Origin of the sequence: Salipiger sp. 1_MG-2023 (assembly GCF_030547555.1) — a bacterium.
Taxonomy (GTDB): Bacteria; Pseudomonadota; Alphaproteobacteria; order Rhodobacterales; family Rhodobacteraceae; genus Salipiger.
This window is the reverse complement of sequence record NZ_JAUOQN010000012.1, coordinates 71639-96026: the sequence shown is the minus strand read 5'-3', so window position 1 is coordinate 96026 and position 24388 is coordinate 71639. Positions and strand designations below refer to the sequence as shown.

At 62.6% G+C, this 24388-nt stretch carries 25 protein-coding genes and 1 tRNA gene; 14 read left to right on the top strand and 12 right to left on the bottom strand.

The genetic code is table 11. The features are described from left to right. Positions 1-138: 138 nt before the first annotated feature. Entirely contained in the window at positions 139-1299 is a 1161-nt protein-coding gene (locus Q4543_RS08395) for a site-specific integrase (protein WP_303437396.1), read from the bottom strand. A gap of 168 nt (positions 1300-1467) precedes the next feature. Continuing rightward, positions 1468-1557, bottom strand: a tRNA-Ser gene (locus tag Q4543_RS08390). A 167-nt stretch (positions 1558-1724) separates the two neighbouring features. Between Q4543_RS08390 and Q4543_RS08385 the strand changes: the two genes are divergently transcribed. From Q4543_RS08385 to Q4543_RS08370, 4 genes are all read left to right on the top strand, one after another. Then, positions 1725-2546: a DUF2059 domain-containing protein gene (locus tag Q4543_RS08385; protein WP_303437395.1), complete on the top strand. Its 822-nt coding sequence runs from the start codon at positions 1725-1727 to the stop codon at positions 2544-2546. A 230-nt stretch (positions 2547-2776) separates the two neighbouring features. Beyond that, positions 2777-3322 carry a 50S ribosomal protein L21 gene (gene rplU / locus Q4543_RS08380; protein ID WP_303437394.1) on the top strand — a complete coding sequence of 182 codons (546 nt, stop codon included), beginning with the start codon at positions 2777-2779 and terminating at the stop codon, positions 3320-3322. A 19-nt stretch (positions 3323-3341) separates the two neighbouring features. Continuing rightward, entirely contained in the window at positions 3342-3611 is a 270-nt protein-coding gene (rpmA, locus tag Q4543_RS08375) for a 50S ribosomal protein L27 (protein WP_303437393.1), read from the top strand. 114 nt (positions 3612-3725) lie between these two features. After that, positions 3726-4295, top strand: coding sequence for a GNAT family N-acetyltransferase (locus Q4543_RS08370; RefSeq protein WP_216004599.1), 570 nt, complete (start codon positions 3726-3728; stop codon positions 4293-4295). A 68-nt stretch (positions 4296-4363) separates the two neighbouring features. On the opposite strand, the gene Q4543_RS08365 is transcribed toward Q4543_RS08370, so the two are convergent. Continuing rightward, entirely contained in the window at positions 4364-4933 is a 570-nt protein-coding gene (locus tag Q4543_RS08365; protein WP_303437392.1) for a DUF882 domain-containing protein, read from the bottom strand. A gap of 333 nt (positions 4934-5266) precedes the next feature. Here Q4543_RS08365 and Q4543_RS08360 point away from each other — a divergent pair, with 333 nt between their 5' ends. The 4 genes from Q4543_RS08360 to Q4543_RS08345 are packed head-to-tail and all read left to right on the top strand — an operon-like array spanning position 5267 to position 9524. Beyond that, positions 5267-6892, top strand: a complete 1626-nt coding sequence (locus tag Q4543_RS08360; protein ID WP_303437391.1) for a murein L,D-transpeptidase — start codon at positions 5267-5269, stop codon at positions 6890-6892. 30 nt (positions 6893-6922) lie between these two features. Beyond that, positions 6923-8014: a UDP-3-O-(3-hydroxymyristoyl)glucosamine N-acyltransferase gene (gene lpxD, locus Q4543_RS08355; protein ID WP_303437389.1), complete on the top strand. Its 1092-nt coding sequence runs from the start codon at positions 6923-6925 to the stop codon at positions 8012-8014. 41 nt (positions 8015-8055) lie between these two features. After that, complete coding sequence (locus tag Q4543_RS08350) at positions 8056-8316, top strand: acyl carrier protein (protein ID WP_216004603.1); 261 nt, start codon at positions 8056-8058, stop codon at positions 8314-8316. Beyond that, complete coding sequence (locus Q4543_RS08345) at positions 8313-9524, top strand: beta-ketoacyl synthase (protein ID WP_303437387.1); 1212 nt, start codon at positions 8313-8315, stop codon at positions 9522-9524. The genes Q4543_RS08350 and Q4543_RS08345 overlap by 4 nt, the downstream gene beginning before the upstream one ends. On the opposite strand, the gene Q4543_RS08340 is transcribed toward Q4543_RS08345, so the two are convergent. Further along, a complete protein-coding gene (locus tag Q4543_RS08340; RefSeq protein WP_303437386.1) occupies positions 9521-10075 on the bottom strand; it encodes a hypothetical protein in 555 nt (184 codons plus the stop codon). The genes Q4543_RS08345 and Q4543_RS08340 overlap by 4 nt on opposite strands. A gap of 203 nt (positions 10076-10278) precedes the next feature. Here Q4543_RS08340 and Q4543_RS08335 point away from each other — a divergent pair, with 203 nt between their 5' ends. Next, positions 10279-10830: an NADPH-dependent FMN reductase gene (locus tag Q4543_RS08335; protein WP_303437384.1), complete on the top strand. Its 552-nt coding sequence runs from the start codon at positions 10279-10281 to the stop codon at positions 10828-10830. Positions 10831-10916: 86 nt separating this feature from the next. Here Q4543_RS08335 and gap read toward each other — a convergent pair whose 3' ends face one another. Then, on the bottom strand, positions 10917-11924 hold the full coding sequence (gap, locus tag Q4543_RS08330; RefSeq protein ID WP_303437382.1) for a type I glyceraldehyde-3-phosphate dehydrogenase: 1008 nt from the start codon (positions 11922-11924) through the stop codon (positions 10917-10919). Positions 11925-12140: 216 nt separating this feature from the next. Between gap and Q4543_RS08325 the strand changes: the two genes are divergently transcribed. Continuing rightward, positions 12141-13115, top strand: coding sequence for a DUF808 domain-containing protein (locus tag Q4543_RS08325; protein ID WP_303437380.1), 975 nt, complete (start codon positions 12141-12143; stop codon positions 13113-13115). 97 nt (positions 13116-13212) lie between these two features. On the opposite strand, the gene tkt is transcribed toward Q4543_RS08325, so the two are convergent. Then, a complete protein-coding gene (tkt, locus tag Q4543_RS08320) occupies positions 13213-15231 on the bottom strand; it encodes a transketolase (RefSeq protein ID WP_303437379.1) in 2019 nt (672 codons plus the stop codon). Between the two features lie 258 nt (positions 15232-15489). Here tkt and Q4543_RS08315 point away from each other — a divergent pair, with 258 nt between their 5' ends. Together Q4543_RS08315 and Q4543_RS08310 are read left to right on the top strand one after the other, a co-directional pair. Further along, complete coding sequence (locus Q4543_RS08315; RefSeq protein WP_303437378.1) at positions 15490-16065, top strand: hypothetical protein; 576 nt, start codon at positions 15490-15492, stop codon at positions 16063-16065. Further along, on the top strand, positions 16062-16535 hold the full coding sequence (locus tag Q4543_RS08310; protein ID WP_303437377.1) for a cell division protein ZapA: 474 nt from the start codon (positions 16062-16064) through the stop codon (positions 16533-16535). The genes Q4543_RS08315 and Q4543_RS08310 overlap by 4 nt, the downstream gene beginning before the upstream one ends. Before the next feature lie 123 nt (positions 16536-16658). Here the strand turns inward: Q4543_RS08310 and eno are convergent, their stop codons facing one another. Continuing rightward, a complete protein-coding gene (gene eno / locus Q4543_RS08305) occupies positions 16659-17933 on the bottom strand; it encodes a phosphopyruvate hydratase (RefSeq protein WP_303437376.1) in 1275 nt (424 codons plus the stop codon). Between the two features lie 198 nt (positions 17934-18131). Between eno and Q4543_RS08300 the strand changes: the two genes are divergently transcribed. After that, a complete protein-coding gene (locus Q4543_RS08300) occupies positions 18132-19292 on the top strand; it encodes a mechanosensitive ion channel family protein (RefSeq protein WP_303437375.1) in 1161 nt (386 codons plus the stop codon). A 171-nt stretch (positions 19293-19463) separates the two neighbouring features. Here the strand turns inward: Q4543_RS08300 and abc-f are convergent, their stop codons facing one another. After that, positions 19464-21314, bottom strand: coding sequence for a ribosomal protection-like ABC-F family protein (abc-f, locus tag Q4543_RS08295; RefSeq protein WP_303437374.1), 1851 nt, complete (start codon positions 21312-21314; stop codon positions 19464-19466). A gap of 251 nt (positions 21315-21565) precedes the next feature. Between abc-f and ndk the strand changes: the two genes are divergently transcribed. Continuing rightward, a complete protein-coding gene (gene ndk, locus Q4543_RS08290; RefSeq protein ID WP_216004615.1) occupies positions 21566-21988 on the top strand; it encodes a nucleoside-diphosphate kinase in 423 nt (140 codons plus the stop codon). A 643-nt stretch (positions 21989-22631) separates the two neighbouring features. Here ndk and Q4543_RS08285 read toward each other — a convergent pair. The 4 genes from Q4543_RS08285 to Q4543_RS08270 all read right to left on the bottom strand — a co-directional run bounded on the left by Q4543_RS08285 (position 22632) and on the right by Q4543_RS08270 (position 23804). Beyond that, positions 22632-23045 carry a DUF4112 domain-containing protein gene (locus tag Q4543_RS08285; RefSeq protein ID WP_303437372.1) on the bottom strand — a complete coding sequence of 138 codons (414 nt, stop codon included), beginning with the start codon at positions 23043-23045 and terminating at the stop codon, positions 22632-22634. Next, complete coding sequence (locus Q4543_RS08280) at positions 23042-23212, bottom strand: YqaE/Pmp3 family membrane protein (protein WP_216004618.1); 171 nt, start codon at positions 23210-23212, stop codon at positions 23042-23044. Before Q4543_RS08280 ends, Q4543_RS08285 begins: the two co-directional genes overlap by 4 nt. A gap of 65 nt (positions 23213-23277) precedes the next feature. Continuing rightward, positions 23278-23616: a TfoX/Sxy family DNA transformation protein gene (locus Q4543_RS08275; protein ID WP_216004619.1), complete on the bottom strand. Its 339-nt coding sequence runs from the start codon at positions 23614-23616 to the stop codon at positions 23278-23280. Continuing rightward, a complete protein-coding gene (locus Q4543_RS08270) occupies positions 23613-23804 on the bottom strand; it encodes a hypothetical protein (protein ID WP_303437369.1) in 192 nt (63 codons plus the stop codon). The genes Q4543_RS08275 and Q4543_RS08270 overlap by 4 nt, the downstream gene beginning before the upstream one ends. Positions 23805-24388: the final 584 nt, after the last annotated feature.

Here is a 24388-nt window from a genome sequence, read left to right as displayed (position 1 = left end):
CGAACTTCCCTCAGAACCGATCTTGCCATGAAAAGGGCAGACCGCCGAGGGTTTATGTGATCATCCGGGATGGAACAGCTAGCCTCGTTGCGCCGCGCGTGTGGGCGACGTTCGTTGTGAATGGCGAGGGCTTCCTTATCAGGCATTGACGTTGCTGATCACGAAAACAGACCATGCAGCCATCAACCCCCGCCGCTTTTCCAGAAGATCAGACCGAGCGTAGGCCCGTTCAACCTCGGAGCCGACCGTATGCGCAAGGCTCATTTCAGCCACTTCTCGCGCAATACCTGGCTGCTCAGAAGCCCAGTCACGGAAAGTCGAACGGAAACCATGCACGGTGATCCCCTCGATCTTCATGCGCCGCAGAAGCATCAGCATGGCCATGTTCGACAAAGGCTTATGGCGCTTCTGTCCCTCGAACACCGCCTCTGCTCGCAGCGTTTTCAATGGTTCCAATATAGCGACCATCTGGGGTGTCAGCGGCACTCGGTGTTCCACTCCGCCTTTCATTCGTTCATGGGGGATAGTCCACAGCATCGCATCGAAATCGAATTCGTCCCAGCGAGCCTGCAGGACTTCGCTGGTCCGGCTTGCGGTCAGGCAGGTGAACATCAAAGCTTTAGCCGCCATGGCGTCCCGCGTGGCAAGGTCGGCGTAGAAGGCGGGTACATCTTTCCAGCGCATCGCCTTGTGGTGCTGCACCTTCTGCTTCACGCGCGGCAATACCTTGGCATCACGGATTGTGTTGACCGGGTTCTCGCCAATATAGAAGCCCTTCGACTTCGCGACGTCCAGTACAGCCTTGATCCGCTGCGCCACGCGCTTGGCCGTTTCGTGCTTCTCGGTCCAGATAGGGAGCAATACCTGCAGCACCTCGGGCTGTCCTACTTCCGACACCGGTAAACGCCCGATTTTCGGAAAGGCATACTCCGCGAGCGTGTTGATCCATTGCTGCCCGTGCTTAGGGTTCTTCCATATGGGCAGCCGCTCGATGTGAACCTGCTGAGCAACTTCTTCGAAACAAGGCACCTCTTGGCGGACGTTGAAGCGCGGGTTAACGCCTTGCTTCGCCATCCGGCGATATTCAAGAGCGCGGTCACGCGCTTGGTTCAGTGTCACGATATCTGCGCCGCCCAAGCCAAAATCGGTGCGCAGGGGTTTGCCTTCCCGGTTCCGCTGCCCTTTAACTGTGACGCGCACAATCCAGCGCCGCGCGCCGCTCGGGTCCACCACGAGATAGAGACCGTTCCCGTCGCCATGCCGACCGGGACCAAATGCTCGCACCAGATTCTTGGTCAACTTGCCGCTATGCAAAGCCATGAATATACCACACTTCATACCACCCAATGAACGGAAATGAGTGTAATCGAAGAAAGCCAAAGATCAACGACGAATGCAGATAGTAAAACAAAAACAGCGCCATGTGGCGCTGAATAGGTCTGAACGTAACTGTATGAAAATGGTAAGTGGCGGAGAGACAGGGATTCGAACCCTGGGAACCCGTGAAGGCTCAACGGTTTTCGAGACCGCCCCGTTCGACCACTCCGGCACCTCTCCGCGGGGATCGTGGGGCGGCATTTAGCGGGCGGAGCGTGCGGGTGCAACAGGGAATTTGAAAAATTCGAAAGAAGATCCTCAAACGCGTCGGCAGGCGCCGGAGTGCTTGGAAAAACCTCCGCCACGGCATAGGCTTGGAACAGTCGCCGCCCCTCAGGAGCCAACGCATGTCTCTGCGCCTCGTCGCGCCTGCAATTGTTGCCGCATTTGTCGCCCTGCCGCTTCGTGCCGATCCCGTTGATCCGCTGAACGAGCTGCTCGACCGTATCGGCCTCAGCGAAATCGTGCAGATCATGCGCGCCGAAGGGCTGGCCTACGGCAGCGAAATGGCCGCAGACCTGTTGCCCGGCGGTGCCAACGCGGCCTGGAATCAGGCGGTGAGCATGATTTATGACACTGAGGTGATGTCCGCGATGGTTCGGGCCGGATTCGCCGAGAGCTTTGGCGCGGCCGATCCGGCGCCGCTTCTGGCCTATTTCGGCAGCCCGGAGGGCGAGAGCGTCGTCGCGATGGAACTGGCGGCCCGGCGCGAGATGATCGATGATGCCGTCGAAAGCGCCGCGCGAGAGGCATTTCAGGGGCTCGACGGGTCCGCCGACCCGCGGCTGGGGCTGCTCGATGCGTTCGTCGATGCCAACGATCTGCTGGAATCGAATGTCGTTGGGGCGCTGAACGCCAGTTATGAATTCTACCTCGGGCTTGCCGACGGCGGCGCGATCACCATGAGCGAAGACGAGATCCTTGCCGAGGTCTGGTCGCAGGAACCCGACACCCGCGCCGATTCCCGCGAATGGCTCTATGCTTATCTGTTGATGGCCTATGCGCCGATGAGCGATGCGGCGCTTGGCGATTACGTCGAGATATCATCGACGCCAGAGGGCAGGGCGATGAACCGGGCGCTGTTCGCTGGGTTCAACGGGATGTACGATCAGATATCCTATGCGCTGGGGCGCGCGGCGGCCAAGCAGATGATTGCGCAGGAACTCTAGGGCGCGTCGCCACGGGTTGACAATATGGGCTTGCTCTCGCATAAGCGCGCTTCGAGCGGAGCTTTTGTAGCCCCGATCGCGATTATTGACGTGTCCGAAAGGTTTTGCGGGCACAGTGACAACGACAGCCCATGATGGGCGCGCTGTTCGACGGCGGGGAAACCTAGCAAGCCCGACCCGGATATCCCGGCAAGGCGCCACAGGACGCGGCAAACGAAGGAAAAGCGCATATGTTCGCGGTGATGAAGACCGGCGGCAAGCAGTATAAAGTCCAGGCAGGTGACATCCTGCGCGTGGAAAAGCTGGCCGCAGACGCGGGTGAAACCGTGCAGTTCAACGAGATCCTCATGCTGGGCGGCGACTCTGTCACGCTTGGTGCCCCGATGGTGGCTGGCGCCGCCGTGCAGGCCGAGGTTGTCGACCAGATCAAGGGTGACAAGGTCATCCATTTCGTCAAGCGTCGCCGCAAGCACAGCTCGCAGCGCACCAAGGGCCACCGCCAGAAGCTGACGCTTGTGCGCGTGACCGATATTCTTGCTTCGGGCGCGGATGCGACCGGCGTCAAGGCTGCCGTGGGTTCGGGCTCTGTTTCCGCACCGGCCGTTGCCGCTGGCGATGACCTGACGCAGATCACCGGTGTCGGCCCCGCCGCCGCCAAGAAGCTGAACGAGGCTGGCATCACGACCTACGCCGCGCTCGCCGCTGTCGACCCCGAAGCATTCGAGGCCGTCAAGGTGAAGCCCGAGTGGGTCGAACAAGCCAAAACCCTCGCCTGAGATTGAAGGAGACTGACCTATGGCACATAAAAAAGCAGGTGGTTCGTCCCGTAACGGCCGCGACTCCGCTGGCCGCCGGCTCGGCGTAAAGCTCTACGGTGGCCAGGCGGCCATCCCGGGCAACATCATCATCCGTCAGCGCGGCACCAAGTTCTGGCCGGGCAACGGCGTTGGCCTTGGCAAGGACCACACCATCTTCGCGACCGAAGAAGGCGCGGTGTCCTTCCACAAGGGCCTCAAGGGCCGCACCTTTGTATCCGTTGTCCCGACGGCGAAGGCCGCCGAGTAAGCCGATCTCGCGGAACGATAATATCGGGGGGATCGGTTCAAAGCCGGTCCCCTTCGGCGTTTCTGAGGGGGACGCGCCGAACCTTCGGTCAGAGTGCATCAGAGGAGTGTACGCATGAGCTTAGACAACCTGAAGATGCCAAGCCGGCCGGTGCCGGTTGCGCGCTCCCAGCCCGTCATCGAGGCAGAGCGGTTTGTGCTGCGGCCGATGCGTCGCTCCGACGCCGGGCTGATTTCGCTGTATGCCGGAGATGAGCGACTTGCGCGCATGACGACCTCGATTCCCCATCCGTTTCCGCCGGGCACGGCCGAAAGCCTGATCGCCCGCGCCGCTGATCCGCAGCGCGAGGAGGATGTGTGGGTGATTGACGGATCGGCGCAGGAGGGGGCCGAGATCATGGGGTTGATCTCGCTCAAGACCGTGGATGAGCGGCAAAGCGAAATCGCCTATTGGGTGGCGCCGCCGTATTGGAACACGGGGCTTGGCTCCGAAGCATTGCGGGCGCTGGTCGTGGCCAATCCGGGGCAGGCGGAAACGCTATTCGCCAGCGTGTTTCAGGACAATCCGGCATCGGCGCGGGTGCTGACAAATGCTGGCTTTGAATACATCGGCGACGCCGAAGCGTTTTCCGTGGCTCGCAATGCCAAGGTTCCCACCTGGACTTATTTGCGCCGGATGAACTGACCCCAAAAAAAACAAAGGCGATCGGGAACCGATCGCCTTTTTGCGTGTTAGTCTTGCATGTGGCGCCGTTAGCTTCCCCAGCTGCGCACCGGACCGCAGTCCATATGAACAAAGCTCGAGCTGGTGTAGCGCCCGACACCGCCAGCCCGGCAAGCCGCCGCCGCCTTGGCGATCTGATTGACCGAGCGGGAATTGAGGCGAAGATCCGCCGCCTCGCCCTTTAGGTGGCGCGAGTTCTTTGCCACGCCCGAGCTGCGCGCGCTGAGCATCGCGTTGGTCTTCGGGCAGCGATAACCCGAAATCAGCATGTAGGGTTCGCTCGTATCCATCAGGTTATGCGCTGCCGTCATGATGTCGATGGTGCGCGGATCAATGGTTTTCATGTCGTTCGTGCGCCAGTCGCGCATGAAATACGACACCTGATTGAGCGATTCAGCGATGTACTGGCCTTCGATCCAGTAGATCATGTCGATCTTTTCACCGGTTCGTCCGGAATACATCCTGATCCGTCTGATATCACCCGCACCACGCAAGAACCCGGCGGCGTTGCCGTAGGTCGGAGCTGAGGTGACGATTGTAGCTGCAAATGCGCCAAGAAGGCCGCGACGCGTGAGGCCGCCTGCGGTAGTTCCAGTCATGTTGAAGCGCCTGTCCCGTTAGTCTCTGTGCCTGTTCAGCCACCTCGTTGGGCGGCTCTGCCATCTCCCCAGATGCACCCCGTGTATCGCATATCGAGCCCAATCGCGGAAGGCGGCAATTCGGCATCCATGTTACACTCAAGAAGTTTCGGCAAAGTTTCGCGCAAATGCTCCTTTTGATGTGGCGCATTTGTGCCAACTTCTAAATGGCAGGGGCAGTGACACCGCGCCTGCGTGCGAAGATCCCGGAGCGCGGGAAAAAGTGGATGGACAGGGCAGGGTGCTGAATAAGAACACTGTTTCCTGATCGTTGAGAAGAGTTTCGGAGTGGATATGCCCAAGACACCTAATCCGCAACGTGGGATGCTGAACGCCGGGGTCGCGCTGATCGTGGCCGCTGGCGTGTTGTGCAGTGCACCCGTGCAGGCGCAGACGCTGTCTTTGACAGCCTACAAGCAGGCCGTCGCCGAATCACTGTCTGGCGATGCAGAGATGGCTGCATTCTACCGCGAACGTGGCTTCGACCCGCTTTGGACTGCCCCGGACGAGGCGTCAGCGACCCGCCGCGCGGCCTTGCTAGAGGCGCTGGCCTCGGCATCGGCGCACGGGCTTCCGGCCTCGCGTTTCAATGCGCAGACCTTGCTGGCACAAATGCGTGCCGCCCGGACCGATCATGCGCGCGGACAGGTCGAAATCGCGCTGAGCGAGATGTTTCTGGCCTATGCGCACGCGCTCAACGGCGGTCTGCTGGATGGTCGGCGCATCGACAGCGGCATCAAGCGCGGACCGCAAAGGCTGTCGGCGCGCGGCTTGCTCGACCGGATGAGCCGCGAAGATCCGCGCCATGTTCTGGCATCGCTTGCGCCGCAAACCCCGGAATACGCCCGGCTGATGCGCGCGAAGCTTGAGCTGCAACAGGTCATCGGTCGTGGCGGCTGGGGCGCAACGATCAGGGCCGGCAAACTTGACCCCGGGCAGAGCGGCGCGGAGGTTGTCGCGCTGCGCGACCGGCTGCTGCGCATGGGCTACCTCGCACCGACTCTGTCGGCCAGCTATGACGGGCCGCTTCGGGCCGCCGTGCTTGAATTTCAGGAAGATCACGGGCTTGAGGCCGACGGCGTGGCCGGATCTGCAACGCTCTCTGCGATCAATGTCGCGCCGGAGGAACGGCTCAAGTCGGTGGTGGTCGCGATGGAGCGCGAGCGCTGGCTGAACCTGCCCGAAGGGCGGGGTAAGCGCCATGTCTACGTCAACCTGACCGATTATCACGCCAACATCATCGACGATGGCAAGGTCACCTTCGAGACACGCTCGGTTGTCGGTGCGCAAGCCCCCGACCGCGCCACGCCGGAATTCTCGGATGTGATGGAATTCATGGTGATCAACCCGTCATGGTATGTTCCGCGATCGATCGTGGTGAATGAATACCTGCCGCTGCTGCGGCGCAATCCGGCTGCGGTGAGCCATCTGCAGATCACCGACAGCCGCGGCCGTACGGTCAACCGGGCCAGCGGGTTTTCGCAATACAGCGCCGCGAGCTTTCCGTTTTCCATGCGCCAGCCGCCGGGGCCGCAGAATGCGCTGGGGGAAGTGAAGTTCATGTTCCCCAACAAGTACAACATCTATCTGCATGACACGCCGTCAAAACATCTGTTTGCCCGCAACGAGCGCGCGTTCTCCCACGGCTGCATCCGGCTGAGCGATCCCAAGGATTTCGCCTATGCGTTGCTGGCGAAACAGACCGATGATCCGCGCGGGTTGTTCGACGCGCGGTTGCGCAGCGGGGCGGAAAGCCGGGTCAACCTTGAAGAGCCGGTTCCGGTGCATCTGGTCTATCGAACAGCGTTCACCACCGCGAAGGGCCATGTCAACTATCGCGCCGACATCTACGGGCGGGACGCAAAATTGTGGAACGCCCTGTCGGCGGCGGGGGTGGCGCTGCTGGACGCGCAAAGCTAAACCGCTTTGGGAGCAATCCCGGAGGCTGCCATGTCGTTTACCATCGCCGATCTCGCCAAGGCCCTCGGGCTGGAGGCTGCCGGAGACCTGTCGCTGCGCGTCAGCGGCGTCAACGAACCGGCGCTCGCCAGTGCCGATGAGCTTGCCCTTGCGATGAAACCGGCATTCGCGGCGCAGATCCGTCAGGGCAAGGCGCAGGCGGGGATGCTGTGGCAGGGCGCCGATTGGCAAGCCTATGGCCTGAAAGCGGCGATTCTGGCACATCGGCCACGCCATGCGCTGTCTGGGCTGTCGGCGATGATGGATCCGGGGCAAGGCTATCATGATGGCATCCATCCGCTTGCGGTGATCGAGCCCGGCGCCGAGCTGGGGGCGGGCGTCAGCGTCGGCCCGTTTACGGTAATCGGCGCCGGGGCGCGGATTGGCGCGGGGTCTTGCATTGGGCCGCAGTGTCACATCGGGCAGGGCAGCGTCATCGGGCCGCAGGCGCTGTTGCATGCCGGGGTCCGGATCGGCGCGCGCATCAGCATCGGCGCGCGCTTCATCGCACAGCCCGGTGCGGTGATCGGCGGCGACGGGTTTTCCTACGTGACGCCAGAGCCTTCGGGCGTTGAAAAGGTGCGCGAGACGCTTGGCCGCGACAGCGACGCTGTGGCGCAGGACTGGGCGCGCATCCATTCGCTGGGAGGGGTCAGCATCGGCGATGATGTCGAGATCGGCGCCAATGCCTGCGTCGACCGGGGCACCGTGCGTGACACGCTCATCGGCAGCGGCAGCAAGATCGACAATCTCGTGCAGGTTGGCCATAACGTGGTGATCGGGCGCAATTGCCTGCTGTGCGGGCAGGTCGGCATCGCGGGCTCGACCCGGCTGGGCGACAACGTGGTGCTCGGCGGGCAGACCGGGGTGGTCGACAACATCACCGTCGGCGACCGCGTCATCACCGGCGCAGGCACCAAGCTGATGGCCAATGTGCCCGCGGGGCGCGCCATGCTGGGCTATCCCGCGACGAAGATGGACAGCAACGTCGAAAGCTACAAGGCGCTGCGCCGTCTGCCGCGTCTGGCCCGCGAGTTCGCCGAGCTGAAGAAAGCGGTTTCCAAGCTGACCGAGGGCCGGTAAACGGGCGCTGCTACATGCGACGAACAGGGAGTGCCGCCGCCATGAGTGTCAAGGACCGGGTCATCGCGATCATCGCGGAACAGGCGGTGCTGGAGCCGTCAGACGTCACGATGGACAGCACGCTGGAGGATCTGGGCATCGACAGCCTTGGTCTCGTCGAAAGCATCTTCGCCATCGAGGAAGCCTTCGACATCACCGTTCCCTTCAACGCCAACGCGCCTGACCAGAGCGATTTCGATATTTCGAGCGTCGGCAGCATCATCGCGGGCATCGAAAAGCTGATCTCCGAGCAGGTGTCGTGAAACGAGTCGTCATCACCGGCGCGGGAACCATCAACGCACTGGGTCGGAACGTCTCGGAAACGCTCGAGGCGATGCGCGAGGGGCGCTGCGGCATCTCGGATCTGGAATTCCGCGATGTCGAGCGGCTTGCCATCCGCATCGGCGGGCAGATCAAGGGCTATCAGCCCGAAGAGGTGTTCAACCGCCAGCAGATGGTTCTGTACGACCGCTTCACCCAGTTCGCGCTGCTGGCGGCGCGCGAGGCTGTGGCGCAATCGGGGCTGGAGTTTCACGGCGAACTGGCCGACCGTGCCGGCGTGGTGCTGGGCACGTCGGGGGGCGGGCTGATCACGCAGGACGAGAATTACCGCTCGGTCTACGAAGAGGGCAAGAACCGCGTTCATCCCTTTGTGGTGCCCAAGCTGATGAACAACGCCGCCGCCAGCCATGTCAGCATGGAAATGAACCTGCGCGGCCCGGCCTTTACCGTCGCCACCGCCTGCGCATCGTCAAACCACGCGATGGGGCTGGCCTTTCAGATGGTGCGCTCGGGCGCCTCGACGGTGATGGTCACCGGCGGGTCGGAATCGATGCTGTGTTTTGGCGGGGTCAAGGCCTGGGAAGGGCTGCGCGTGATGTCCAAGGACGCCTGCCGCCCGTTCTCCGCCAACCGCAACGGCATGGTGCAGGGCGAGGGCGCCGGCGTCTATGTCTTCGAGGATTACGAGCACGCGCGCGACCGCGGGGCCGAGATTCTGGCCGAAGTGGTCGGCTTCGCCATGACCTCGGATGCTTCGGACATCGTGATGCCCTCGAAGCAGGGGGCGGCGCGGGCGATCACCGGCGCGCTGCGCGACGGGCGAATCGCCGCTGAAGAGGTGGGCTATATCAACGCCCATGGCACCGGCACCGCGGCCAACGACAAAACCGAATGCGCCGCGGTGGCCGATGCGCTTGGGGCGCAGGCCGACCGGGTGATGATCTCGTCCACCAAGGCGATGCATGGCCATTGCATCGGCGGCACTGGCGCCATCGAATTGCTGGCCTGCATCATGGCGCTGCGCGACGGCATCGTGGCACCAACCATCGGCTATGAGGAGCCGGACGCCGAGTGCGCGCTGGACGTGGTGCCCAACGTCGCACGTGAGGTACAGGTCTCGACGGTGTTGTCGAATGCCTTTGCCTTTGGCGGGCTCAACGCCGTGCTGGCGCTGCGCCGCGCAAGTTAGGCGCGGCGGCGAAAGCCCAGGAAGCCAAGCGCACCAAGCAGCAGCAGGCCCGCACCGGGCAGCGGCACGGCAGAGACCACCGCGCTGGTGTCGCTGCCCGGAACCCCGACAGTGCCGGACCCGGTGTCGGGAGACACCATCGAAGATTCATAGCTAAGGATGCCGGCGCCATTCTTCACCTCAAGCCAGAGATACACCGAGTCCAGTGTGTCGGCGAAATCAACCTCGTCGCTAAAGTCGATCGTGACCGTTTCGGTCGCGTCGTCTTTCGATTCCACCTTCCATTTCTCTTTGTAACCGCAATCCGTACAGCTCGACTTGTCTTCCTTGCCAACCTTTTGCCCGGTCTCATAGATCGACCAGTAAATGTAGCCTTCAAATTTTTTCTCGCCATCGGCCACGTCGAAGGTCAATGTGGTACTTGACACATCCGTGAGTGAGTAGTGATACTCATCCTCATCCTCATCCTCATCAACCATCGATACAACGGTCAGCGCCTGTGCAGGCAGGGCGGCAAAAAAGGCAAGGGCGGTAAGAGCAAACAGGCGCATCTTCTTGAATCTCCAGCATATCTATGAGCGCTGCATTTAGGCTCATAGTCGTTTTGCGTCTATTGGTAGGATTACCTATAGACTGGTATTCCAGTTGCCCTATAAAGCCTTGGTTCTTCTACGCGCAGAGCCGGTGCGCTGGCTGGCCTCCCATGTTGTCACGTCGCAGCCTATGTCTGTTGCAACACAGACAGGAGGCAACAATGTCCAAACATGTCGCAGTGCTCGTGGGCTCGCTCAGGGAAGGGTCCTTCAACCGCAAGCTGGCGTGCGAAATGGCGCGCCTTGCCCCGGACGGGCTGGAATTCAGCTTCGTGCGAACCGGCGAGCTGCCGCTTTACAATCCTGATCTAGATGAGGGCACGCCCCCCGAGGCCTGGACCGCCTTTCGCAGGGCCGTCGGCCGCGCGGATGCGGTGATGTTCGTAACCCCGGAATACAACCGTTCGGTGCCCGCGAATCTCAAGAATGCGCTGGATGTGGGCTCGCGCCCCATCGGAAATAGTGTCTGGGATGGCAAGCCGACGGCGGTGGTGTCCGGCTCGATGGGCGCAATCGCGGGTTTTGGCGCCAACCACCATCTGCGCCAGACGCTGGTGGCCCTGAACGCAGCCCCAATGCAGCAGCCCGAGGCCTACATCGGCGCGATCCATACGCTGTTCGACGAGCAGGGCACGCTCAAGAATGCCGACACCAAGGCGTTTCTCGCCAGCTTCATGGCGGCATTCGCGACGTGGATCGGTAAATTGACCTGAGCCAAAAATCGAGAGGCGGCGGTCTCCCCTCCGCCGCCTCTCCGTGTGGGGTATACCCGGTGCCGGGTGCACCTTCCCCTGTAGGGTCAGTGATGCAGGCGGCCCATTGCTCCAGCAACGTCGGCCATGCGGGCGGAAAAGCCCCACTCGTTATCGTACCACGCAAGCACACGAACTGTGCGTTTGCCAACCACTTTGGTCTGCTCTGGTGCAAAGATAGAGCTTGCCGTCGTGTGGTTGAAGTCGACGGAGACCTTCGGCTCTGGGTCATATACAAGAACGCTGCCCATCCGTCCAGCCGCTGCTTCACGTACGATCTCATTTACGTCATCGACCGTAACATCTTTCGAAGCCTGGAATGTCAGGTCAACGGCCGACACATTCGGGGTCGGAACACGCATCGCAGAGCCATCCAGCTTGCCCTTGAGATTTGGCAGCACCTCGCCGATCGCAGCCGCAGCCCCGGTCGAGGTCGGGATCATCGCCATGGCCGCGGCGCGGGCGCGATACAGATCCTTGTGCCGCCGGTCCAGCGTCGGCTGATCGCCGGTATAGCTGTGAATGGTGGTCATGATGCCGCTCTCGATGCCGATCGCCTCGTCAAGCACCTTGGCCAGCGGAGCAAGCCCGTTGGTGGTGCAGGACCCGTTCGAGATCATCACGTCACCCTGCACCAGATCACGGTGGTTGACGCCGTAGACGATGGTCTTCTGCACGTTCTTCGCCGGTGCCGAGATCAGCACCGATCTGGCCCCCTGATGGATGTGCTGCACCGCCTTTTCGCCGTCATTGAACTGGCCGGTGCATTCCAGCACCACGTCGCAACCGGTCCAGTCCAGCTCGGCCATGTCATAGGTCGACATCACCTCGATCGGCCCGCGTCCCAGATCAAGCGCAGCGTTCCCCACCACCGTGACCGGCCCGCCAAACCGCCCATGCACGCTGTCATAGCGCAGCAGGTGGGCCGATGTCTCGATCGGGCCCGTGGCGTTGATCTTGACGACCTGCACATCGTTGCGGGCGCTTTCAGCAATATGGGCAAGGGTGCAGCGGCCGATACGGCCAAAGCCGTTGATCCCCACGGTAACGGTCATGAAACGCTCTCCTGTACAAGCAATGTTTCATTCGTGCATACTGATGTATGCAGCCAATCCAAGCCTGAAAACCCAATATTGACAGTATGTTAGCGATAAAAGTTCAGGTTGCGCTAACATTGGCGTGCGGCTTGCGCAGCTCGCGGCGATCACAGTGGCTTGATTGCGCGCCGCGCACCGCTACTGTTTGGCAGAACGCAGAATTCGAGGTGAGACATGAGCGGGCTACTGGCGCTACTGGATGACGTTGCGGGCATTGCCAAGATCGCGGCGGCCTCGGTCGACGACATCGCAAGCAATGCCGCCAAGGCGGGCAGCAAGGCGATCGGGGTGGTGGTCGATGATGCCGCGGTCACCCCGAAATACGTGCATGGCTTTTCCGCGGCGCGCGAATTGCCGATCATCTGGAAGATCGCGCGCGGCTCGATCTTCAACAAGCTGGTGGTCCTGCTGCCGCTGGCATTGCTGCTCGCCAGCTTTGCATCCTGGGCGATACCGCCGCTGCTGATTCTCGGCGGCTCGTATCTGTGCTTTGAAGGCGCGGAAAAAATCCTGCACGCGGTGATGCCGCATGACGATCACTCCGGCGGCCCGGATGGCAGCCACGACATCAAGGATCCGGCCCATCTCGAGGAAGAAAAGGTCAAGGGCGCCATCAAGACCGACTTCATCCTGTCGGCTGAAATCATGACGCTGGCGCTTTCGACCATCGAGTCGCCCGAATTGTGGATTCAGGCGGTTGTTCTGGCGTTGGTCGGCCTTGGCATCACCGTGCTGGTCTACGGTGCTGTGGCACTGATCGTGAAGGCCGACGATGTCGGGCTGTGGCTGACAGAGGTGGGCAAGCTCTCCGCCACCCGCGCCACCGGTCGCTTTATCGTCAAGGCCATGCCTTGGGTGATGAAACTCCTCACCGTGGTCGGCACGGCGGCAATGCTCTGGGTCGGAGGGTCGATCCTGGTACACTCCGTGGCCCAGATGGGCTGGCACATGCCCGAGGACAGCATCCACCACATCGCACAGGCCGCCTCGGATGCGGTGCCGGAAAACCTCGCCGCAGCGACTCTCTGGCTGACGACCGCCACCATCGACTTCGTGCTCGGGCTGATCTGGGGGCTGATCCTCGTACCAGTCGCGGTAAAGATCCTCATCCCGCTGTTCGGACTCTTCACCAAGAAAACGCCCGCATAAAAAAGAAAACGGCGGCCTCCGCAGAGCCGCCGTTTTCCTTCATCTTGCCCCTAAACTCCGGGGGTGCGGGGGCTGGCCCCCGCCTTGGAAGCTTGGATCAAAGAAGACCTTTGGCCGCCGCGACAACACCCTCGGCGGTGATGCCGAACTTCTCGTAGAGCGTTTCCGCCGGGGCAGAGGCGCCAAAGCCATCCATCCCCACGAATGCCGCCTTGGCTTCCTTGCCGCGCTCGCCGCACAGCCACTTGTCCCAGCCAAAGCGGGTCGCGGCCTCGATGCCCACACGCACCGGGCCCGGCGGCAGGATCTTGCGGCGGTAGGCTTCGTCCTGTGCCTCGAACAGCTCCCAGCAAGGCATCGACACTACCCGCGTGCCGATCCCCTCGGCCTGCAAGGTTTCGCGGGCCGCCATGGCAATCTCGACCTCCGAGCCGGTGGCCAGCAGGATGACCTGCCGCTTGCCCTCGGCATCGGCCATCACATAGGCACCCTTTTCCGTCAGGTTGCTGTTCTTGTGATCGGTGCGCAGCGTCGGCAGGTTCTGACGCGTCAGCGACAGCACCGACGGCGTTGCCTTCTGTGACAGCGCGATTTCCCAAGCTTCGGCGGTCTCGACGATGTCGGCGGGGCGGAACACCAGCGTGTTCGGCGTGGCACGCGAAATCGCGAGATGCTCGATCGGCTGGTGCGTCGGGCCATCCTCGCCAAGACCGATGCTGTCATGGGTCATGACAAACACGGTCGGGATGCGCTGAAGCGCCGCAAGACGCATCGCCGGGCGGGCATAGTCGGTGAAGGCCATGAAGGTGCCGCCATAGGGGCGGATGCCGCCATGCAGCGCCATGCCGTTCATCGCCGAGGCCATGCCGTGCTCGCGGATGCCCCAGTACACGTAGCGCCCGCCACGGTTGTCGATGTCGAACACGCCCAGATCACCCGTTTTGGTGTTGTTCGACCCCGTCAGGTCGGCAGAGCCGCCAACGGTTTCGCCCAGCACCGGGTTGACGACCTCAAGCACCATTTCAGAGGCCTTGCGGGTCGCAAGGCTGGGCGCCGCTTCCGAATTCTGCTTCTTCAGGGCGCGGATCACCGACGACAGCTTCTTGGGCACATCGCCCGCGTAGACGCGGGTCAGCTCGGCCTGCTTGCGCTCGGACATGCTAGCAACGCGGCTCTCCCATGCCGTGCGCTCGGAGGCACCGCGCGCGCCGGCTTCTTCCCACCAGCTTTTGATTTCGGCGGGCACCTCGAACGGGCCGGATTTCCAGCCCCATGCCGCCTTGGCGGCGGTGTTCTGCTCGGCGTTGGTCAGCGCGCCGTGACCTTTCGATGTGTCCTGCGCTGCGTGACCAAGCGCGATATGCGTCTTGCAGGCGATCATCGAGGGTTGATCGGTGACCTTCTTCGCCGCGACGATGGCGGCGTCGATCGCCTCCGGATCATGGCCGTCGATTTCCTGCACATGCCAGCCCGACGCCTTGAAGCGCGCGACCTGATCGGTGCGGTCCGACAGCGAGACCTTGCCGTCGATGGTGATGTCGTTGTTGTCCCAGAACACCGTCAGGCGCCCAAGTCCGTAGCGGCCCGCCAGTCCGATGGCTTCCTGGCTGATGCCTTCCATCAGGCAGCCGTCCCCGGCAATGACCCAGGTGCGGTGATCCTGCGCCTGTTTGCCGAAACGGGCGCGCAGGATTTCCTCGGCCATGGCAAAACCGACCGAATGTGCCAGCCCCTGACCCAGCGGGCCGGTGGTCATCTCGATGCCGTCGGCGTGGAAATTCTCGGGGTGGCCAGCGGTGCGCGCGCCCCACTGGCGGAAGTTCTTCACCTCGTCCAGCGTGATCTGCGCATCGCCCGCAAGATACAGCAGCGCATAAAGCAGCATCGAGCCGTGGCCCGCTGACAGGATGAACCGGTCGCGATCGGGCCATGTTGGGTTGGCGGCATCGAATTTCATGTGCTTTGACCACAGCACGGTGGCGACGTCGGCCATGCCGATGGGCATGCCGGAATGACCGCTGTTTGCAGCCGCGACGGCGTCGAGCGTCAGGGCGCGGATGGCGGCAGCCCGCATCCAGTGATCGGGATGGGCTTCGGATAGGGCCTTGATGTCCACGGGGGGCGTCCTCTCTCTCCTCGGAGCTTTGCGTGTCGGGAATAGGCAGAGCGCCGTAGAATGGCAAGTGTTGGCGCAATCCTTGGCGGTTTTCGGGGTTTTCGGGGTTTTCGGGGTGAAGGACGGGGTGCAAGCCGTTGATGGATCAGAGGGGCGCAATTTCCGTGCCCGCTTGCTAAACTATGATCAAATGCGGCGGATGCGATTCGCGACGGCAGGACGCAACAGGCCGCGAGAGCAAAGACAGACGAGGGCGACATGACCGAAATCGACGAGTTGCAGGGGCGGTTGACCCGAGCCCTTGACCGCATTGCACAGGGAGTGACGCAGCTTTCGGCGCCGCTGCCCGTATCCGAAGAAGATCTTCCCGCCGAGCCGGCGGCGGATGGCGTGTCGGCGGCGGAAATCGCCCGGCTGACAGAGCTTCTCGACGAAGAGAAGATCGCCAATTCCCAGCTCGAAGAGCGCAACCGCGCCCTGAACGCGCGGCTGAGCGAAACACCTGCGCCCGCGCCCGCGCCCGCGCCTGCGGATGCGGCGTTGCAAGAGCAGTTCGCAGCGCAGCGCGAAAGCTTGGCCGAGCTGGACAGCGAATTGCAGCGCCTGCGCCTGTCGAATGAAATGCTGCGCAAGTCCTGCGAGGACATGCGGGTCGCGCTTCAGGATGGTCTGGGCGAGCCGCATCTGATCAATCAGGCAATGCTGGCCGAGCTGGAATCGCTGCGCTCGGCGCGGGCGGTCGAACAGGCCGAGCTGCGCGCCGTTCTGGGCGCGATCGAGCCGGTGCTCTCCGAGTCCTCGGGCCTTGCCGCACAGCAGGAGACGGTGCAATGAGCCAGATCGAAGTGCAGATCAAGATCGGCGGGCGGGTGTTCGACGTTGCCTGCCAGTCGGGCGAAGAGCAATTCTTGCTGACCGCCGCGCGCATGCTCGACAACGAGGCAGATGTTCTGGTGAGCCAGATCGGTCGGATGCCCGAAGGGCGGATGCTGCTGATGGCGGGGCTGATGCTGGCAGACAAGACCGCGGGGCTCGAAGACCGCTTGCGCGCTGCCGAGGACCGCATTGGCGAGCTGAACGACGAGATCGGCTATCTCAAGTCGAAGGGGGGCGCGGTCCCCGCCGCAGCGCCCGAACCAGAGCGGATCGAAGTGCCGGTCGAGGTTCCGGTGGAAGTACCGGTCGAGGTACGCGTGGAGGTGCCGGTCGAGGTGATGCCCGAAGGTCTGGTGGAAGCGCTGGCCGAATTGGCGGAGCTGGCCGAGGGCATCGCGGGGGATGTCGAGGAAAAGCTGGCCTCGTGATCGGGGCGCGTGGCTGAACAGGCAAGGGGCGGCGCCACCCGGCGACCGCCCCCTTTCTTTGTCCGGACCTGCCTGCCGGGCCTGAAATTTTCAGCTAAAATTCCAGGCCACTCAGGCGATGGGTCAGCGCAGGATCGACTTGCCCGCGAAAATCGCGGTATCGCCCAGCATTTCCTCGATGCGGATCAGCTGGTTGTACTTGGCGAGCCGGTCAGAACGCGCCAGCGAGCCGGTCTTGATCTGACCGCAGTTGGTGGCGACGGCGAGGTCGGCGATGGTCGCATCTTCGGTTTCGCCCGAGCGGTGCGACATCACGTTGGTGTAACGCGCCCGGTGGCCCATTTCGACCGCCCGCAGGGTTTCCGACAACGAGCCGATCTGGTTCACCTTGACCAGCATGGAATTCGCCACGCCTTTTTCGATGCCCATCGACAGGCGGGCAGGGTTGGTCACGAACAGATCGTCGCCCACCAGCTGCACCGTTGCGCCCAGCTTTTCGGTCAGCATCTTCCAGCCGTCCCAGTCATCCTCGGCGCAGCCATCCTCGATCGACAGGATCGGGTAGTCGGCGCACAGCTTGGCAAGGTATTCGACGTTTTCTTCCGAGGTCAGGGACAGCCCTTCGCCCTTCATCTCGTATTTGCCGTCCTTGTAATACTCGGTCGAGGCGGCATCGAGCGCCAGCATGATGTCGTCACCGGGCTTGTAGCCGGCCTTTTCGATGGATTTCAGGATGAAATCCAACGCATCGCGAGTGCTGCCCAGCTCGGGGGCAAAGCCGCCCTCGTCGCCAAGGCCAGTCGACATGCCTGCCGCCGACAGCTCTTTCTTGAGCGTGTGGAACACTTCGGAGCCCATGCGCACCGCTTCGGCGATGCTGGTGGCGGCCACCGGCATGATCATGAATTCCTGAATGTCGATCGGGTTGTCGGCGTGTTCGCCGCCGTTGATGATGTTCATCATCGGCACTGGCAGGGTGCGGGCCGAGGTGCCGCCAACGTAGCGGAACAGCGGCTGACCAAGGTATTCGGCGGCGGCCTTTGCGGTGGCAAGCGAGACACCAAGGATGGCATTGGCGCCAAGGCGGCCCTTGTTGTCGGTGCCGTCCAATTCGATCATCGCGCCATCGATGGCTTCCTGCTCGGTCGCGTCAAAGCCGATGATGGCCTCGGCAATCTCGCCGTTGACCGCGGCAACCGCCTCGAGCACGCCCTTGCCCATGTAGCGGCTCTTGTCGCCATCGCGGCGCTCATGCGCCTCGTGAATGCCGGTCGATGCGCCCGAGGGCACGGCGGCGCGGCCCATCGAGCCGTCTTCGAGGGTCACGTCGACCTCGACGGTGGGATTGCCGCGGCTGTCGATGATTTCGCGCGCGTGGATGTCGATGATGGTGCTCATGGGATGTCCCTTCCGCCTCCTGATGGGTTCGCACGAGCTATAGCACCGACACAGAGGATGTAAACTTGCACCGCAGACACACCCTTCCCGAGACTTTTGCCAAATGCCGCATCGCGGCTAGATGCACCGGCAGGCACAGAAATTCACCAAGGATCGGGAGGGGCGAGGAGGAGGCGCGCCAACCGGGCAGGAGCAAGCATGGAAGAAGAACTGGGACACCTCGAAGAACAGGTCGACACGATCACGCAAGAGGTCGAACAGCTGATCCCGGTGCTGCCGGACTGGGTGATGCCGATCGCGGTGCTCGGCGTGGCGTTTCTCCTCGGATTGTTGTTCCACCGGGTGATATTTGCGCTTCTGAACCGCGCGGTGGCGAAAAAGGATCTGTTCTGGCGCAGCCTCGTTGCGCGAACGCGCCGGCCGATGCGCTTGGCGGTGCTGGTGGCGGTGCTGTCGGTTGGCGTTTCGGTGGCGCCGCTATCACCCCGGGGCACAGCGGTGGCACAGCATGGATTGTTGATCGCTTTCATGGTGCTTGTTGCCTGGCTGATCTACACTGCGCTGCACATCTGGACGACGGTGCATCTGCGCAAGTTCACGCTGGATAGCGAGGACAACTACCTCGCCCGCAAGCATGTAACGCAAAGCCGGATTCTCGTGCGGGTCGCCACCTGGGTGATCGTCATCGTTGCGGTGGCGGCAATCCTGATGACCTTTGAAAGCGTCCGGCAGTGGGGCGTCTCGCTGCTTGCGGCTGGCGGGGCGGCTGGTATCGTCGTTGGTCTGGCCTTTCAGCCGGTGCTGAAGAACATGATCGCGGGCATCCAGCTGGCGATCACCCAACCGATCCGTATCGACGATGCGGTGATCGTCGAGGGCGAATGGGGGCAGGTCGAAGAAATCACCGGCACCTATGTTGTGATCAAGATCTGGGACTGGCGCCGGCTCGTGGTGCCGTTGAGCTATTTCATCGAACAGCCGTTCCAGAACTGGACCCGCGAGACCGCCTCGCTGATCGGTACGGTCTTGTTATATCTGGATCATACGACCGACATCGAGGCCCTGCGGGCGCAGGCGAAGACGGTGGTCGAGGGCTCGGCGCTTTGGGACGGCAACGTCTTTGCGGTGCAGGTGAACGATTTCCGCGAGCGCGTGATGGAGGTGCGGGTGCTGGCCTCGGCGCGCAACGCGCCGCGTACATATGACCTGCGCTGCGAAATCCGCGAGAAACTGGTAACTTGGATCCAGAAAGACATGCCCACCGCGCTGCCGCGCACCCGCGAGACCGTATCGGTCGACGCCCGGGCCCGGCAGATGCATCCCGAAATCGAAGTCGTCAACCGCGCGCCTTTTTCCTAAAGCATGTACCCGTGTCAAATGGCGAAGGGGGGCGCTGCCCCCCGCGCGTCGCGCTCCCCCCGGGATATTTAGGGCCAGAAGAAGCTGGGGCGCGGCGCTTCATCTTCATCTTGCCAGTTAAACTCCCGCCGGAGGCTGGCCGGCCCTTGCGACCGGGCGCTGCGTTGCGGATCAGGTGCTTTCTGCGGTCTCCAGCTTTTCCGCTGCGGCTTCCCAAAGCGCTTCGGCCTTGCGAAGCCCTTCCATGACCTCGGCGTATTTGCGATTCCAGGTCGCCAGTTCGCCGGCGCGCTCGGTCTCGTAAAGCGCCGGATCGGCGAGCTTCTTCGCAAGCTTCTCGCGCATTTCCTCGATCTTCTCGATGCGGGCTTCGCATTTGCGCAGATCCGATCGCAGGGCCTGAACCTCGTCGCGGGATGGGCGGGCGATCTTGGGCTTGGGCTTTTCGGCCTTTGCCGGTTTCTCCGAGATCAGCAGCATGGCGCGATATGCGTCGAGATCGTCGTCATAGGGCGTGACGGTGCCGTCCTTGACCAGCCAGAGCCGGTCGGCCACGAGGCTGAGCAGGTGCATGTCGTGGCTGACAAGGATCACCGCGCCGGAATAGGCGGCCAGCGCCTGGATCAGCGCCTCGCGGCTTTCGATGTCGAGGTGGTTGGTCGGCTCGTCGAGGATCAGCATGTGCGGCGCGTCCAGTGTCGCCAGAAGCAGCGACAACCGCGCCTTCTGCCCGCCCGACAGCCGTCCGACTTCGGTTTCAGCCTGCGCCGCCATCAACCCGAACCCAGCAAGCTGGGCGCGCAGCTTCGATTGCATCACGCCGGGGCGCTCGCGTTGCAGATGCTGAAGCGGCGTCTCGTCAAGATGCAGCTCGTCGACCTGATGCTGGGCGAAATAGCCGATGCGCAGCTTCGAGGATACGGTCTGCTTGCCGTCCATCAGGGGCAGGCGGCCCGCCAGCAGCTTCGACAACGTCGACTTGCCCTGACCGTTGCGCCCCAGCAAAGCAATCCGGTCATCCTGATCGATGCGCAGGGTCAGCCGTTTCAAAACGGCCCGGTCGTCATATCCCGTCACGCCACCTTCCAGCGCTACGATGGGCGGGGACAGCTGATCGGGCTGCGGAAAGCTGAACACCTGCTGCGCCGCATCCTCGGGCGCGGTGATCGTCTCCATCTTCTCGATCATTTTCAGGCGTGCCTGAGCCTGCTTGGCCTTCGATGCCTTGGCCCGGAACCGGTCGACAAAGCTCTGCAAGTGAGCGCGCCGGTCGTCCTGCTTGCGCGCTGCCGCTGCCTGCACCGCGCGGCGTTCGGCGCGGGTGCGCGCAAAGGTATCGTAGCCGCCCTGGTATAGCGTCAGTTGTCGCGCTTCCAGATGCAGGATCGCACCGACGGCCCGGTTCAGCAGCCCACGGTCGTGCGAGATCACGATCACCGTATGGGGATATTTCGCCAGATAGGTTTCCAGCCACAGCGCGCCTTCAAGGTCGAGATAGTTGGTCGGTTCGTCCAGCAGCAGCAGGTCAGGCTGCGCGAACAGCACCCCGGCCAGAGCCAGCCGCATCCGCCAGCCACCCGAAAAATCCGAGCTCGGGCGCTGCTGGTCCGTCTCGGAAAATCCGAGCCCCTTGAGGATCGACGAAGCGCGGCCCTCGGCGGACCATGCATCGATATCGGCCAGACGAGTCTGCACCTCGGCGATGCGGTGGGCGTCGGTCGCTGTTTCGGCCTCGACCATCAGCGCGGCGCGTTCCTGATCCGCCTCGAGCACCGTCTCGATCAGCGTCTTCGACGACGCGGGCGCTTCTTGCGCAACGCCGCCGATGCGGGCGCGTTCCGGCTTGGTGATCTCGCCACCGTCCAGCGTCAGCTGCCCCCGGATCAGCCGGAACAGCGTGGTCTTGCCCGCGCCGTTCGGTCCCACGAGGCCAACCTTGTGGCCTGCAGGAATGGTGGCGCTTGCGCCTTCGAAGAGGGGCCGGCCCTCAATGGAAAAAGATATATCGTCGATCCTGAGCATATGCGGCCCTTAGCAGAGCCCGCTACCGGCGGAAATCCCCATCCTCTTCTTCTGGCCGGAAATATCCCGGGGAGCGCGAGGGGCTGGCCCCTCGCTGGTGCAACCATGCAGCCTGGCAGTGATCCGAACAGACCGCGCCAACGAACCGGCTGGCAACCATCAAGCCTTCCCAATTGCTGTACGCCATGCTAACGCCCTGCAGGACTACTGGCCGGGCCCGATGCCCGGCCTTTCGCTAATGGAGACCTATCATGGCCGTCGAACGCACTCTTTCGATCATCAAGCCCGATGCCACCCGCCGCAACCTGACTGGCAAGATCAACGCCAAGTTCGAGGAAGCGGGCCTGCGCATCGTCGCGCAAAAGCGCATTCAGCTCACCAAGGCGCAGGCCGGTGAGTTCTACAAGGTTCACGCCGAGCGTCCCTTCTACGACGAACTGTGCGAATTCATGGCGTCCGAACCGGTCGTCGTGCAGGTTCTCGAAGGCGAAGGCGCCATCGCAAAGAACCGCGAAGTGATGGGCGCAACCAACCCGGCCGACGCGGCCGAGGGTACCATCCGCGCCGAATTCGCCGAGTCGGTTGGCGAGAACTCGGTTCACGGGTCCGACGCACCGGAAACCGCCGCTGAGGAGATCGCTTACTATTTCTCGGGCCTCGAACTGGTCGGCTAAGCCGACGCAGACGCAGCGCGAATCTTTGAATCAGGGCCTCGGGAAACCGGGGCCCTTTTTCGTTTCATTTCGGTTTGTTTCTTCTTTCTTTCCCGTCTGTTCAAATCCACAGATGGGGTTGAGCGGCGTCGCGGGGGGGGCAATGCGGCGGTGGTGGTCGATACAGCTAATGGTCGCATCAGTACGTTATGGCCCCTGTCTCCGTTCAAAATTTTGGCGGCATGTTTACACCGGAAGAGACCACCCAGACCTATTCACAAACCCTTGATGAAGACTAGTGTGGGGTCAGCAGGTTGAGCTGTGCTCTGGTAGCGGGCAATGACTGGGCTACCGTCACCCCGTCGGAGAGGTTTGGCGGAACGATGTCCTCGGCCTCGGTGACGCGGTTCTCAGCCTATGCGCAAAATTCCCGCGGCAGCTAGTACGAAAGTGACGATCTGGAGACCTTTGATTATCTCAATATCGCCGTGCGCATCGGCTGCCATAGGATAGTAGCCGTGCGGCTTCCGGCGTAAGGTCTGCTTTTACTGGCCGCTTTCGGCCCTGCTGCGCTGTCGCAAGCGCGCCTGCCCGCAAAGTCTTGATAAAAAAGCCGCGCGGCCCTCCGCGCGGCTTTGTCCAGTCATGATTGCTGCCTGTACTGTCAGGCAACACCTGCGCTGTGGTAATCCACCGGATCCGTGCCGCCGCCACCGGGGGCGGCGTGCCGCGATTCAACCCAAGTACGCAGCAGCGCAGCGTTTTTCGAGTTGGATTTGTAGCCAACGTCAAGAAGGTCACCGATCAGCGGCAGCAGGCCGATGACACAATCGATACCGATGTTCACGCCCATCTGACCGACGAGCCGCTTGGGGGCGCCCATGGATTGGGCCTCGGACAGGATCCAGACCGAAGGCACCAGCGCCAGCGTATCGCCAACGCCCGGTACAAGGCCGATGATCGAATCCCATCCCAGCCGAATCCGTGTGAACGGCAGGCGAAAGGCCCGGTCCATACGGCGAGCAACCGATTCGACACGCTCTAGCCGTCGGAAAGGGTCTTCGGCGATGGCACTCATGCGTGCTGCGGTTCGCGAGCGATGATCCAGACAGCGTGAACGATGCCCGGAATGTAACCCAGAAGGGTCAGAAGGATGTTCAGCCAGAAATGCTTGCCGATGCCAACCTGAAGAAACACGCCAAGCGGCGGCAGGATGATAGCGGCGATGATGCGGATCAGGTCCATGGGTCAGGCCTCCGTGTTGCGTTGTGGTTCGACAAGACAACCACACAAGAGCCCGATCGGTTCCGTCACGGCATCGGAGCGCGCACGCCGATCTGGTCGAGGATCGTCTCGAGCCCCGGTGGAAGACCCGTCCTGCCCCGGTCTGCCTTGAGCGCATCGAAGCGCAGGCGCAGCGCCGCCTTTTCCGCGCCGACGCAGTCGTTCCATGGCCGCCCCTGAAGCGCCATGTGCAGCACGAAATAGCCAACGAAATGCGGTTTCGTTCCCGCCTTCAGCATCCGCGCATAGGCTGCGTCTGCGCCGATTTCGCGCAGGGTTTCGGCATCGGCGATGCCCGCGCGGGCGCAGGCGGCTTCGACCGCCGGGCCAAGGTTGCGGATCGACGAGATCGGAGTGCCGCTCATGACGCGGCCTTCATGCGCAGATCGGCAACGTAGCGGGTGGCCATATCCGCCGCAGATAGCGCCACCTGACCGCCGATGCGAACAAGGGCGTTGCCCTGCGCTTGGAGCCTGCACGCGGCGTAGCGCAGCTCCCCTCCCGCTGGATCGCTCTGGTCGAGCGTCGTCAGTCGGATCGAGAGGCTAGGCATCGCGGGTGTTCCCTGTACGTACCTTGAAATTCTGACAGGCTGCACCGCAAGGGGCAAGGGCAAGTGACCAAGGTTTGGCCAGATCAGAGACCTTTGCGGCGGATGGGACCGATGCCGCCCGTTTGCTGCACGAGGGCGGTGATCCGCCCTGTATTCGCTTTGGCGCGTCGCCCGCTGCCGCGCCGGGCGCTGGCGTTGGGCGATTGCTCCCGAGGAGCGATGTGGGCCGCTGCTAGCCGCAATGATCATTGAACAGCGCGACGGTGCGGGCTGCGATCGCGTTGCGTTGTGCAAACAGGCCGCGCCCCTCGGAAAGGACCATTCGGCACATTCAAAGAGTGCCTGTCCTCGGGTCGACCGGCAAGCGAAATGCTCTGTAGCGGATACCACGGCCGATGATGTCCGCCGACGGATGGCGTCTGAGGACGGAAAGGTACCCATCACTGCGCAAGCTGCGGCGGGACCGACCGGCTTTGCGGCGAAACAGCGGCCCCCTGTCATGCCTGTAAACAGGCCTTCCGCCGCCAGAGGCCGGTCGTCAAGCGAGATACCAACTCGTGAGGCTTGGACAGTTCTGGAAACTC

Coding starts and splice junctions, on each gene's coding strand:
- Q4543_RS08310 (WP_303437377.1), top strand. CDS start 16,062: ATGAGCCAGATCGAAGTGCAGATCAAGATCGGCGGGCGGGTGTTCGAC.
- rpmA (WP_303437393.1), top strand. CDS start 3,342: ATGGCACATAAAAAAGCAGGTGGTTCGTCCCGTAACGGCCGCGACTCC.
- ndk (WP_216004615.1), top strand. CDS start 21,566: ATGGCCGTCGAACGCACTCTTTCGATCATCAAGCCCGATGCCACCCGC.
- Q4543_RS08340 (WP_303437386.1), bottom strand. CDS start 10,075: ATGCGCCTGTTTGCTCTTACCGCCCTTGCCTTTTTTGCCGCCCTGCCT.
- Q4543_RS08315 (WP_303437378.1), top strand. CDS start 15,490: ATGACCGAAATCGACGAGTTGCAGGGGCGGTTGACCCGAGCCCTTGAC.
- Q4543_RS08300 (WP_303437375.1), top strand. CDS start 18,132: ATGGAAGAAGAACTGGGACACCTCGAAGAACAGGTCGACACGATCACG.
- Q4543_RS08360 (WP_303437391.1), top strand. CDS start 5,267: ATGCCCAAGACACCTAATCCGCAACGTGGGATGCTGAACGCCGGGGTC.
- Q4543_RS08370 (WP_216004599.1), top strand. CDS start 3,726: ATGAGCTTAGACAACCTGAAGATGCCAAGCCGGCCGGTGCCGGTTGCG.
- Q4543_RS08385 (WP_303437395.1), top strand. CDS start 1,725: ATGTCTCTGCGCCTCGTCGCGCCTGCAATTGTTGCCGCATTTGTCGCC.
- Q4543_RS08350 (WP_216004603.1), top strand. CDS start 8,056: ATGAGTGTCAAGGACCGGGTCATCGCGATCATCGCGGAACAGGCGGTG.
- Q4543_RS08365 (WP_303437392.1), bottom strand. CDS start 4,933: ATGACTGGAACTACCGCAGGCGGCCTCACGCGTCGCGGCCTTCTTGGC.
- lpxD (WP_303437389.1), top strand. CDS start 6,923: ATGTCGTTTACCATCGCCGATCTCGCCAAGGCCCTCGGGCTGGAGGCT.
- Q4543_RS08335 (WP_303437384.1), top strand. CDS start 10,279: ATGTCCAAACATGTCGCAGTGCTCGTGGGCTCGCTCAGGGAAGGGTCC.
- Q4543_RS08285 (WP_303437372.1), bottom strand. CDS start 23,045: ATGAGTGCCATCGCCGAAGACCCTTTCCGACGGCTAGAGCGTGTCGAA.
- abc-f (WP_303437374.1), bottom strand. CDS start 21,314: ATGCTCAGGATCGACGATATATCTTTTTCCATTGAGGGCCGGCCCCTC.
- gap (WP_303437382.1), bottom strand. CDS start 11,924: ATGACCGTTACCGTGGGGATCAACGGCTTTGGCCGTATCGGCCGCTGC.
- eno (WP_303437376.1), bottom strand. CDS start 17,933: ATGAGCACCATCATCGACATCCACGCGCGCGAAATCATCGACAGCCGC.
- Q4543_RS08280 (WP_216004618.1), bottom strand. CDS start 23,212: ATGGACCTGATCCGCATCATCGCCGCTATCATCCTGCCGCCGCTTGGC.
- Q4543_RS08270 (WP_303437369.1), bottom strand. CDS start 23,804: ATGCCTAGCCTCTCGATCCGACTGACGACGCTCGACCAGAGCGATCCA.
- Q4543_RS08325 (WP_303437380.1), top strand. CDS start 12,141: ATGAGCGGGCTACTGGCGCTACTGGATGACGTTGCGGGCATTGCCAAG.
- Q4543_RS08275 (WP_216004619.1), bottom strand. CDS start 23,616: ATGAGCGGCACTCCGATCTCGTCGATCCGCAACCTTGGCCCGGCGGTC.
- rplU (WP_303437394.1), top strand. CDS start 2,777: ATGTTCGCGGTGATGAAGACCGGCGGCAAGCAGTATAAAGTCCAGGCA.